Below are 10,314 nucleotides of genomic sequence, written 5' to 3'. Positions count from 1 at the left end.
AGCTCACTTCCCGCCAATCCAGACCCTGTTCCTGTTCGGCCACTGCAATCCAGCCCGGGTCACAGTTCAGCGCCGCGGCGAGCGCCGCGCGTACCAGTCCGGGCCGGTTGTTGGTTTCGCTGATATGCGTCGCCACCAGGTGCTGCAGCCGCGACACGTCGATCTCGCCCAGCAGGGCGGCCGCCTGCGCATTGCTCAGATGCCCGAGCGGTCCACCGACGCGGGCCTTGAGCCGCTCCGGGTAAGGCCCGTCCGCCAGCATCGCGGGGTCGTGGTTGCATTCCAGCAGCAGTGCGTCGCAGCCGCTCAGGCTGGCGCGGATGTGCGGGGTGATGTGGCCCGCGTCCGACAGCACGCCGATGCGCCGCTGCCCGTCGGAAAAGACGAACTGGCAGGGCTCGCGCGCGTCGTGCGGGACCGGATAAGGCGCAAGCTCGATGTCGCCCAGGGCAAAGGCCGTGTGCGCGCAGCAGAATTCCGGCATCGGGACGTCGCGCTCCAGCCAGGCCGCGTGGGTGCCCCGCGTCATCCACACCGGCAGCCGGTGCTTGCGCGCCAGCCGCGCCACGCCGCCGAGGTGGTCGGCATGCTCGTGTGTCACGACGATGGCGGCGAGATCGGCCGGGGTCACGCCCAGCCGCGCCAGCCGGCGTTCGGTTTCGGCCACGGAAAAACCGCAGTCCAGCAGCAACAGGGTGCGGCCCGCCTGGATCAGCGCCGCGTTGCCGCGGCTGCCACTGCCCAGGTAAGCGAAGCGCACCCGGCTTCCCTTAACCCTTGATCCGGTCGCCCGGGGTATACACCGGGAACGGTGTGACCTTGGACCCCTCGCCGGCCTCGGAAATCTTGGCGACGCCCTGCTTGCTCACCTCGTCGATGCGCAGCACGGCGTGCATGGGGATATAGGAGCGCACCACGTCGGCGAACTCGGTCTTGAGCCTTTCCTCGGCCGGGTCCACCACCACGCTGCTGCGCTCGCCGAACACCAGCTGTTCGATCTCGATGAAGGCATACAGGCCGCTCTGGCTGACCTTGCGCGCGTAAACCTCGTACACCTTGCCCTGGCTGAGGAAAGTCACGCGGTACAGCTTGCGTCTGGCGGCTTGCGTCATGCGATCCCGGTGGACAATGTATGATCAGTAATCCGCATTTTCCCGGGACGGGGCGCGCCCCGGGCGAAACTGGCGGAGAGGGTGGGATTCGAACCCACGTGCCGGTATTACCCGACCATCCGATTTCGAGTCGGCGCCGTTATGACCGCTTCGGTACCTCTCCGGAAACGCTGGCAAAGGTGTCCAACGACCACCCGTGCGCAAGAACGATAATTTTAAAGGAACGCTGCGCAAAGTCACAGTCGCCTCGACCCGGGCCCTGGCGGCGCTCGCGCGCCGGCTGCTGACCGAATACCGGGGCTTCGCGGCCCCGCTCGGCCGGCTGCTGCGCGAGCTGCACCGCCGCATGACCCCCGCCGACTGGCTCCGTCTGGGCTCCGGGCTGGCCCTGTGCCTGGCCATCGGGACCTGCTCACCGCAGGTCACGCTGCTGGAACGGATCCAGGCGGAAGGACGACTCAAGCTGGCCACTTTCAACAGCGCCACCACCTACTACCAGACGGCGCTCGGCCCCACCGTCGGCGCGACCGGCTTCGAGTACGAGCTGGCCAAGCTGTTTGCCGAGGAACTGGGCGTCGAACTCGAGGTCGTCGTGGTCAACAACCCGCAGGAGGCCATCGATGCGCTGCGCAGCGGCCGCGCCCATCTGGCCGGCGGCCTGACCCGCACGCCGGAGCGCGAGCGCCGGGTGCGCTTCGGCCCGGAGGTGATGAGCGTGACCGCCGAGCTGGTCTACCGCGTCGGCCGGGAGCGCCCCAAATCGCTGGCCGAGGTCGACGCGCCGGTGCTGATTCCTGCCGGCGGGAGCGATGGCGAGAAGCTGGCGGCGATCAAGGACGCCTATCCGGGCCTCGTGATCAAGGAAGTGCCGGACACCGACAGCGAAGCCCTGCTGGCGCAGGTGGCCGAGGGCCAGGCTGCGTTCACGGTGGCAGATTCGCGGCTGATCGCCATCAACTCGCGCTATTACCCGCAGCTGCGCGTGGCCTTCGTGCTGGGCGAGCCGGAGGCGCTGGCCTGGGCGATGCCGCGCCAGGCGAACGGTGAATTCCTGGCCGCGGTCGAAACCTTCTTCCAGCGCATCCGCGAGGACACCGAGCTCGACCGGCTGATCGACCGCCATTTCGGCTACGAGGACAACGAGGGCTACGTCGGCGGCCAGACCTTCGCCAAGCAGGTCGAATCCGTGCTGCCGGTCTATCGCCAGATCTTCGAGCAGGCCGGCGCCGAAACCGGCATCGACTGGCGGCTGCTGGCCGCCATGGGCTACCAGGAATCGCACTGGAATCCCGGCGCCGTCAGCCCGACCGGCGTGCGCGGGCTGATGATGCTGACCGAGGCCACGGCCCGCTTCGTCGGCGTCAACCGGCTCGACCCCTACCAGAGCATCATGGGCGGCGCCCGCTACCTCAAATACATCTACAGCAAGCTGCCGGACAGCATTCCCGAGCCGGACCGCACCTGGATGGCGCTGGCCTCCTATAACCAGGGCTGGGGCGCGGTGCTGGATGCGCGCAACATCACCAAGCTGTGGGGCGGGAATCCGGACCGCTGGGTGGACGTGCGCAAGAGCCTGCTGCTGCTGACCCAGCCCAAGTGGCACCGCCTGACCAAGTACGGTTACGCGCGCGGCTACGAGGCGGTGGGTTATGTCAACAACATCCGCAGCTACTACGACATCCTGGTGTGGATGACCAGCGGCGAGAATCTGCCGCCGCCGGAGGAACTCAGCGAGCCGCCGACGATCGAGGAAGAGCCGAGCAAGGCGCTGGAGATCGAAAGCCCGATTCTGTAGGAGCCTGCCCTGCAGGCGGCTCTCGGAATGCTTGAGAAAGGCAGGCCAGGATTGGACAGGATTTCGAGGGTGGAAACGTCCTTGTAAAAACCCCACCCAACCTGTTGATCCGGTAAATCCTGTTATCCTGTCGCCTCTTCTCCGCAGTTCTCTACCACAGTTTCTGACATGAGCCAGTACATCTACACGATGAACCGGGTTGGCAAGGTCGTGCCGCCCAAGCGCGAGATCCTGCGCGACATCTCCCTGTCCTTCTTCCCCGGGGCCAAGATCGGGGTGCTGGGCCTGAACGGCGCCGGCAAGTCCACCCTGCTGCGCATCATGGCCGGCGTGGACAAGGAACACACGGGCGAGGCGCGACCGATGCCGGGCATCAAGATCGGCTACCTGCCGCAGGAGCCGCAGCTCGATCCCGCGAAGGACGTACGCGGCAACGTCGAGGACGGCGTGGCCGACATCATCGAGGCGCAGAAGGAACTGGAGCAGGTCTATGCCGCCTATGCCGAGGAAGGTGCCGACTACGACAAGCTGGCCGCGCGCCAGGCCGAGCTGGAGGGCTTCCTGCAGGCGCACGACGGCCATAACCTCGAGGTGATCCTGGAAAAGGCCGCCGACGCCCTGCGCCTGCCGCCCTGGGATGCCGATGTGAACAAGCTGTCCGGCGGCGAGAAGCGCCGCGTGGCGCTGTGCCGGCTGCTGCTGTCCAAGCCCGACATGCTGCTGCTGGACGAGCCCACCAACCATCTCGACGCGGAATCGGTGGCCTGGCTGGAGCGCTTCCTCAAGGAATTCCCGGGCACGGTGATTGCCGTGACCCACGACCGCTACTTCCTCGACAACGTCGCCGGCTGGATCCTGGAGCTGGACCGCGGCCACGGCATCCCCTGGCAGGGCAATTACTCGTCCTGGCTGGATCAGAAGGACAAGCGCCTGCAGCAGGAAGAGAAGGCCGAAGCCGCGCGCCAGAAGGCGATCGCCGCGGAGCTGGAATGGGTGCGCGCCAACCCCAAGGCGCGCCAGGCCAAGTCCAAGGCGCGCCTGAAGGCCTTCGAGGAGCTGTCCTCGCAGGAATACCAGAAGCGCAGCGAAACCAAAGAGATCTACATCCCGACCGCGCAGCGCCTGGGCGACCGGGTGGTCGAATTCAAGGACGTGACCAAGAAGTTCGGCGACCGGGTGCTGTACGACAAGCTCAGCTTCAACGTGCCCAAGGGCGCGATCGTCGGCATCATCGGCCCCAACGGCGCCGGCAAGACCACGCTGTTCCGGCTGATCACCGGCCAGGAAAAACCCGACGGCGGCACGGTGCGCATCGGCGAGACCGTGCAGCTGTCCTACGTGGACCAGAGCCGCGACGCCCTCGACGACAAGAAGACCGTGTGGGAGGAAGTCTCCGGCGGCCAGGACATCATCCAGGTCGGCAAGTACGAGATTCCCTCGCGCGCCTACCTGGGCCGCTTCAACTTCAAGGGCAACGACCAGCAGAAGCAGGTCGGCATGCTGTCTGGCGGCGAGCGCAACCGTCTGCACCTGGCCAAGATGCTGAAGAGCGGCGGCAACCTGCTGCTGCTGGACGAGCCGACCAACGACCTCGACGTGGAAACCCTGCGCGCGCTGGAAGAGGCCCTGCTCGACTTCGCCGGCTGCGTGATGGTGATCTCGCACGACCGCTGGTTCCTGGACCGCATCGCCACGCACATCCTGTCGTTCGAGGACGACGGCCAGATCGTGTTCCTGGAAGGCAACTTCCAGGACTACGAAGCGGACCGCAAGCGCCGCCTGGGCGCGGAGGCCGACCAGCCGCACCGGCTCAGGTACCGGAAGCTGGCATGAGCACACGCCGATCGGCCGCACGCGGAAGCAAGATCATCGCCTACCGGTGGCGACGGCGCGGCGCGGGTGCCGGCCGGTTGCAGCCGGTCGCCCACCCGCACCGTATCCGGCTGGCGGACCTGCTCGGCATCGACCGGCAGAAGGCCGAGCTGGATCGCAACACGCGCCAGTTCGTCAAGGGCCTGCCGGCCAACAATGCGCTGCTGTGGGGCTCGCGCGGCACCGGCAAGTCCTCGCTGATCAAGGCGCTGCTCAACGAATACGCCAGCCAGGGCCTGCGCCTGATCGAGGCCGAGTCCGGCGAGCTGACCGACCTGCCGGACATCGTCGAACCGCTGTACGGGCGCCGCGAGCGCTACATCATCTTCGCCGACGATCTGTCCTTCGAGGCGAACGACCCCAGCTACAAGGCGCTCAAGGCGCTGATGGACGGCTCCATCGTCGCGGCGCCCGACAACGTGCTGATCTACGCCACCAGCAATCGCCGGCACCTGCTGCCGGAATTCCACAGCGACAACGAACCGGCGCAGCTGGTGGACACCGAAATCCACCACGGCGAGGCGGTCGAGGAGAAGATCTCGCTGTCCGAGCGCTTCGGGTTATGGCTGTCGTTCTATCCCTTCAGCCAGGAACAGTACCTGGAGATCGTCCGGCACCACCTGCGCGCGCTGGGCGTGGAGGAAACAGCGGGCGCCGAGCTGCAGGCCGAGGCCCTGCGCTATGCGCTGATGCGCGGCTCGCGCAGCGGGCGCGTGGCGATGCAGTTCGCGCGCGACTGGGCCGGACGTACCCGGCTCTAGCACCTGCCCCCTCTCTCCCGCGAGCGGGACAGAGCAACGGGCATGGCGTGCGGCAACGGCTGCTAGCGGTGGGTCTTGAGCAGCGCCTCGACCTTGGCGATGTACTTTTTCATCGCGTCGTCCTTGCTCATGCCCTTGAGCTTGGCCCAGGCGTCGTACTTGGCGCGGCCCACCATGTCCATCATGCCGGGGCGCGAACCGGACACATCGCCGGCGCTGGCCTGCTTGAAGTGCGCGTACAGGAACAGCATGTCGTCGTTGCTCGGGCGCTTGGTCAGGGTCTTGACGTCCGCCTGCGCCTTCTCGAACTGGGCCTTGAGATCCGCCATGTCAGCCTCCCGGTGGAATAGGGGTCACGAACCGCCCTAACCTTACCCCAGCCCCTCCCGAAGCGACAACGCGGCCCGAGAATCTTCAGGCCGCCGACGGCAGCCGCTGCCAGATCTCGAAGCTGTGCGGGAAAGGATTCTTCTCGTCGGCAGGCTGGGGCTCGACGGACTCGCGCAGCCACTCCGACCAATCCACGGCCGGGAACCAGGTGTCGCCCTGGAAGCGCGCATGCACGCGCGTGAGATACAGTGTGTCGGCACGTGGTAAGGCCAGCGCATATACCTGCGCACCACCGATCACCATCAGCTCCTCGAAGCCGTCCGCCTCGGCCAGGCGCAGCGCGCCCTCCAGCGTGCGCACGATCTTGGCGCCGTCAGGATGGAAGGCCGCATCGCGCGACATCACCAGGTTCTGGCGCTCCGGCAAGGGTTTGCCGAGCGATTCCCAGGTCCTGCGCCCCATCAGCACCGGCTTGCCCAGGGTCGTGCGCTTGAAGTGCCTGAGATCGTTGGGCAGGCGCCAGGGCAGCCCGTTGCGCGCACCGATCAGCCCGTTCTCGTCCATCGCCACGACGATCGAGATACGGGGCATGCTCACACCGCGATCGGCGCCTTGATGTGCGGATGCGCCTGGTAATTCTCCAGGCGGAAATCCTCGTAGCGGAACGCGAACAGGTCCTTGACCTCGGGATTGATCCGCATCGTCGGCAGGGGGTAGGGCTCGCGCCTGAGCTGCTCGCGGGCCTGTTCGAGGTGGTTCAGATACAGGTGCGTGTCGCCCAGCACATGCACGAACTCGCCCGGCGCCAGGTCGCAGACCTGCGCGATCATCATCGTCAGCAGCGCATAGGAGGCGATGTTGAAGGGCACGCCCAGGAACACATCGGCGCTGCGCTGGTACATCTGGCAGGACAGCCGGCCGTCCGCGACGTAAAACTGGAAGAAGGCATGGCAGGGTGCCAGCGCCATCCGCCCCTGCTTCACGTTGTCCTGCGGCTTGAGGCTCTCGTCCGGCAGGTCGGCGACGTTCCAGGCCGAAACGATCAGCCGCCGGCTGTGCGGCTTGCTGCGGATCTGCTGCAGCAGCTGCGCGATCTGGTCCACATGCCCGCCGTTCGGCAGCGGCCAGCTGCGCCACTGGTAGCCGTACACCGGCCCCAGCTCACCGCTCTCGGTCGCCCACTCGTCCCAGATGCTGACGCCGTTTTGCTTGAGGTAGGCGGTGTTGGTGTCGCCCTTCAGGAACCACAGCAGCTCATGGATGATGGACTTCAGGTGCAGCTTCTTGGTGGTCAGCAGCGGGAAGCCCTGCGCCAGATCGAAGCGCATCTGGTGGCCGAACACGCTCAGGGTGCCGGTGCCGGTGCGGTCTTCCTTGCGCACGCCCTCGTCGAGCACGCGCTGCATCAGGTCGAGATACTGGCGCATCAGGCCACCCTCGCCGCGCGGCGGTAGGCATACCACAGCAGGCCCGCGCCGATCAGGATCATCGGCAGGCACAGCAGCATGCCCATGGTGAGCCAGCCGAAGGCCAGGTAGCCGAGGTGCGCATCCGGCTCGCGCGCGAACTCGACGGCGAAGCGGAACAGTCCGTAGAGCAGCGCGAACAGCGCCGACACCGCCATGCGTGGACGCGGCCTGGCCGAGTACCACCACAGGATCGCGAACAGCAGCAGGCCTTCAAGACCGGCCTCGTACAGCTGCGAGGGATGACGCGGCTCGGGGCCGGCGTTGGGGAACACCATGCCCCAGGGCAGGTCGGTCGGCCGCCCCCACAGCTCGGCATTGATGAAATTGCCGATGCGGCCCAGAAACAGGCCGATCGGGTACAGCGGTGCGAGGAAATCGGCCACCTCGAAGAAGGAGCGGCCGTTCAGGCGCGCATAGATCGCATACGCCGCCAACACACCGAGCAGGCCGCCGTGGAAGGACATGCCGCCTTCCCAGATCTTGAACAGCACCAGCGGATTCTCGACGAACCACTCGAAGCCGTAGAACAGCACATAACCGATGCGTCCGCCCAGGATCACGCCCAGCACGACGTAGAACAGCAGGTCCGTCATCTGCTGCGGCGTCCAGCCCGAGCCCGTCGCACGGGCGCGGCGCGTGGCCAGCCACCAGCCGAGGTAGAACGCAATCAGGTACATCAGCCCGTACCAGTGGATGGCGACGGGGCCGAGCTTGAGCGCGACGGGATCGAAGCCGGGGTGGGTCAGCATGCCCTTCCAGTATTGTCAGGCCGGAAATTCGAGTCCGGATTCTAGCATTGGGCCGTCAGCCCCCGGCATCCAGCACACGACAGAAAAAGGCCTTGAGATAGAAGGTCTCGGGGATCGCAGGGTGTACGGGATGGTCGGGCCCCTGCCCGCCGCGCTCGAGGATCTGCAGATGGCGCCCCAGGTGGCGCGCCTCGCGCAGCAGCAGGCGCTGCAGCTGCGCCTCACTCATGTGATGCGAGCAGGAGCAGGCTATCAGCATGCCGTCGCCTTCCAGCAGCTGCATGGCGAGGCGATTGAGCTGGGCGTAATGCTCGGCGCCGGCATCGAGGTCCTTTTTGCGTTTGACCAGCGCCGGCGGATCCACGATCACCACGTCGAACCGGCGTCCGGCGTCGCGCAGCTGTTTGAGAACTTCTGCCGCCTGGCCCTTGAGCGTCTCCAGCGCCAGCCCGTTCAAGGCGGCGTTGCGCTGCGCGGCCTCCAAGGCGACTGCTGAGCTGTCCACGGCGCTCACCGCGGCCGCCCCTGACTTCGCCGCGCGCAAGGCCCAGCCACCGATGTAACTGAAGACATCGAGTACACGTTTGCCCCGCACATAGGCGCCCAGCCGGTCGCGGTTGGCGCGCTGGTCGTAGAACCAGCCGGTCTTCTGCCCGCCGGCCAGCGGCACGGCGAAGCGTACCCCGCCCTCCTCGATCTCGACCACCTCGGGCACGTCGCCGACGGCTTCGACATAGGCGGGAAGGCCTTCCAGCTCGCGCATGGCCCCATCGTTGCGGAACAGGATGCCGGCCGGGGCCAGCGTGTGCTTGAGGCCCTCGATGATTTCGAGCTTGAGGCACTCCATCCCGGCCGTGCCGATCTGCACCACGCAGGTCTCGCCGTAGCGGTCCACCACCAGTCCCGGCAGCCCGTCCGACTCGCCGTACACGAGGCGGTAGAACGGCTGTGTGTACAGCCGCTCGCGCAGGGCCAGCGCCCGCCGGATGCGGCGGATGAACCATTGCTCATCGATCACCGCGTCCGCGCGGCGCGTCAGCAGGCGCCCGCACAACAACGTACTCGGATTGACCGTCGCCAGGCCGAGTACCTGCCCACGGCTGTCCTGCACGCGGCACAGCGCGCCGGGGGCCAGCCCTTTCAGCGGCGATCGGGTCGTGTCCACCTCGTTGCTGTAGATCCACAGATGGCCGACGCGCAGACGCTTGTCTTCGCGGGGTTTCAGCACCAGGACGGGGAGTGACGGCGGCATAAGCACAGCAGTTTAACAGCCCCGCCTCCCGCGGTCGGGACCGAGCCGCCTGCGACATCCAGCCTTTACGGCTTGCCCGAAGGCTGGCTTTTGATTGCACCATTCCGGTGCTACCATTCCTGCACCCTGACGGCACTGTTTCACGCCCTCAGCCCCAAACCGCATAAAAACCCCAAGGAGAGACTGCGATGATGCGTAAATACCGGATGTTGTTGCTGTTGCTGCTACCCCTGGCAGCCAATGCGGAGGGGATCGGCTACAGCTATGCAGAACTGAACTACATCGCTGACCAGGATTTCGACCTTTCGGGCGCAGGCAGTGATGATGGCGACGGCTTCAATTTCAATGCCTCGTTCGCCATCGATGATACGTTCTTCGTCAATGGCAGCTACTCCGACGTCGGCCTGGATGACAGCAACATCGACGTCAGCACCTTCAACGTCGGCGTGGGCGGCCGCAGCCCGCTATCCAGCACGCTGGACGCCTACGGCGTGGTCTCGTACGAAGATGTCGAAGTGGACATCCCGGGATTCGGCGACGTGGATGACGACGGCTTCGGCATCGCGGGCGGCCTGCGCGGGCTGATGTCTGCCAACTTCGAGCTGAACGGCCAGGTCAAGTACACCGACATCGGCGACTCGGACGGCTGGGGCTTCAAGCTGGGCGCGCTGTACGGCTTCGCGCCCAACTGGGCCGCCGGTGCAGACTACAGCTCGAGCGAGCTCGAGGACGGCGGTGCCGACCTGGACATCGACGAGCTGCGCGTAGGCGTGCGTTACATTTTCTAAGGCGGGTCTTGCCTGCCCAGAACCCCGCGGCCTCCGGCCGCGGGGTTTTTTATTGTCTTGCACTACAATCGCGTCATGTGGTCCGCCTCGATGCGCCGCCTGACCGTCCCCGCCCTCGCCATCCTGGGGATGGCCGGCTGCAGCGGCTCGTCCTCGTCGGACGATGCCGGGGGTGGCAGCGTCACA

At 66.4% G+C, this 10,314-nt stretch carries 11 protein-coding genes and 1 tRNA gene; 4 read left to right on the top strand and 8 right to left on the bottom strand.

Going from position 1 to position 10,314, the window contains the following annotated elements; all coding sequences use genetic code 11:
- The 3 genes from VNJ47_02065 to VNJ47_02055 all read right to left on the bottom strand — a co-directional run.
- The coding region (locus tag VNJ47_02065; protein ID HXG27618.1) for an MBL fold metallo-hydrolase at window positions 1–760 on the bottom strand (760 nt) is incomplete at its 3' end.
- A gap of 10 nt (window positions 761–770) precedes the next feature.
- On the bottom strand, window positions 771–1,112 hold the full coding sequence (locus VNJ47_02060) for a DUF1820 family protein (protein HXG27617.1): 342 nt from the start codon (window positions 1,110–1,112) through the stop codon (window positions 771–773).
- Window positions 1,113–1,182: 70 nt separating this feature from the next.
- Window positions 1,183–1,275 (bottom strand) — tRNA-Ser (locus VNJ47_02055).
- Window positions 1,276–1,308: 33 nt separating this feature from the next.
- On the opposite strand from VNJ47_02055, the gene mltF reads away from it, so the two are divergent.
- The 3 genes from mltF to VNJ47_02040 all read left to right on the top strand — a co-directional run bounded on the left by mltF (window position 1,309) and on the right by VNJ47_02040 (window position 5,540).
- Window positions 1,309–2,907: a membrane-bound lytic murein transglycosylase MltF gene (gene mltF, locus VNJ47_02050; GenBank protein HXG27616.1), complete on the top strand. Its 1,599-nt coding sequence runs from the start codon at window positions 1,309–1,311 to the stop codon at window positions 2,905–2,907.
- A gap of 168 nt (window positions 2,908–3,075) precedes the next feature.
- Window positions 3,076–4,740, top strand: a complete 1,665-nt coding sequence (gene ettA, locus VNJ47_02045; GenBank protein ID HXG27615.1) for an energy-dependent translational throttle protein EttA — start codon at window positions 3,076–3,078, stop codon at window positions 4,738–4,740.
- Complete coding sequence (locus VNJ47_02040; GenBank protein HXG27614.1) at window positions 4,737–5,540, top strand: ATP-binding protein; 804 nt, start codon at window positions 4,737–4,739, stop codon at window positions 5,538–5,540. The genes ettA and VNJ47_02040 overlap by 4 nt, the downstream gene beginning before the upstream one ends.
- Before the next feature lie 62 nt (window positions 5,541–5,602).
- On the opposite strand, the gene VNJ47_02035 is transcribed toward VNJ47_02040, so the two are convergent.
- The 5 genes from VNJ47_02035 to VNJ47_02015 all read right to left on the bottom strand — a co-directional run bounded on the left by VNJ47_02035 (window position 5,603) and on the right by VNJ47_02015 (window position 9,340).
- Window positions 5,603–5,869 carry an acyl-CoA-binding protein gene (locus tag VNJ47_02035; GenBank protein HXG27613.1) on the bottom strand — a complete coding sequence of 89 codons (267 nt, stop codon included), beginning with the start codon at window positions 5,867–5,869 and terminating at the stop codon, window positions 5,603–5,605.
- 85 nt (window positions 5,870–5,954) lie between these two features.
- Window positions 5,955–6,461, bottom strand: a complete 507-nt coding sequence (locus tag VNJ47_02030; protein HXG27612.1) for a dihydrofolate reductase — start codon at window positions 6,459–6,461, stop codon at window positions 5,955–5,957.
- A 2-nt stretch (window positions 6,462–6,463) separates the two neighbouring features.
- A complete protein-coding gene (locus VNJ47_02025) occupies window positions 6,464–7,297 on the bottom strand; it encodes a thymidylate synthase (GenBank protein ID HXG27611.1) in 834 nt (277 codons plus the stop codon).
- Complete coding sequence (gene lgt, locus VNJ47_02020) at window positions 7,297–8,088, bottom strand: prolipoprotein diacylglyceryl transferase (protein ID HXG27610.1); 792 nt, start codon at window positions 8,086–8,088, stop codon at window positions 7,297–7,299. Before lgt ends, VNJ47_02025 begins: the two co-directional genes overlap by 1 nt.
- Before the next feature lie 55 nt (window positions 8,089–8,143).
- A complete protein-coding gene (locus tag VNJ47_02015) occupies window positions 8,144–9,340 on the bottom strand; it encodes a class I SAM-dependent rRNA methyltransferase (protein ID HXG27609.1) in 1,197 nt (398 codons plus the stop codon).
- A gap of 188 nt (window positions 9,341–9,528) precedes the next feature.
- On the opposite strand from VNJ47_02015, the gene VNJ47_02010 reads away from it, so the two are divergent.
- Window positions 9,529–10,128 (top strand): outer membrane beta-barrel protein, encoded by a 600-nt coding sequence (locus VNJ47_02010; protein HXG27608.1) that lies wholly within the window; start codon window positions 9,529–9,531, stop codon window positions 10,126–10,128.
- Window positions 10,129–10,314 lie beyond the last annotated feature (186 nt).

Source organism: Nevskiales bacterium (genome assembly GCA_035574475.1).
GTDB lineage: Bacteria > Pseudomonadota > Gammaproteobacteria > Nevskiales > DATLYR01 > DATLYR01.
This window is presented reverse-complemented; position numbering and strand designations above follow the sequence as displayed.

Coding starts and splice junctions, on each gene's coding strand:
- VNJ47_02060 (HXG27617.1), bottom strand. CDS start 1,112: ATGACGCAAGCCGCCAGACGCAAGCTGTACCGCGTGACTTTCCTCAGC.
- ettA (HXG27615.1), top strand. CDS start 3,076: ATGAGCCAGTACATCTACACGATGAACCGGGTTGGCAAGGTCGTGCCG.
- VNJ47_02040 (HXG27614.1), top strand. CDS start 4,737: ATGAGCACACGCCGATCGGCCGCACGCGGAAGCAAGATCATCGCCTAC.
- VNJ47_02035 (HXG27613.1), bottom strand. CDS start 5,869: ATGGCGGATCTCAAGGCCCAGTTCGAGAAGGCGCAGGCGGACGTCAAG.
- VNJ47_02030 (HXG27612.1), bottom strand. CDS start 6,461: ATGCCCCGTATCTCGATCGTCGTGGCGATGGACGAGAACGGGCTGATC.
- VNJ47_02025 (HXG27611.1), bottom strand. CDS start 7,297: ATGCGCCAGTATCTCGACCTGATGCAGCGCGTGCTCGACGAGGGCGTG.
- lgt (HXG27610.1), bottom strand. CDS start 8,088: ATGCTGACCCACCCCGGCTTCGATCCCGTCGCGCTCAAGCTCGGCCCC.
- VNJ47_02015 (HXG27609.1), bottom strand. CDS start 9,340: ATGCCGCCGTCACTCCCCGTCCTGGTGCTGAAACCCCGCGAAGACAAG.
- VNJ47_02010 (HXG27608.1), top strand. CDS start 9,529: ATGATGCGTAAATACCGGATGTTGTTGCTGTTGCTGCTACCCCTGGCA.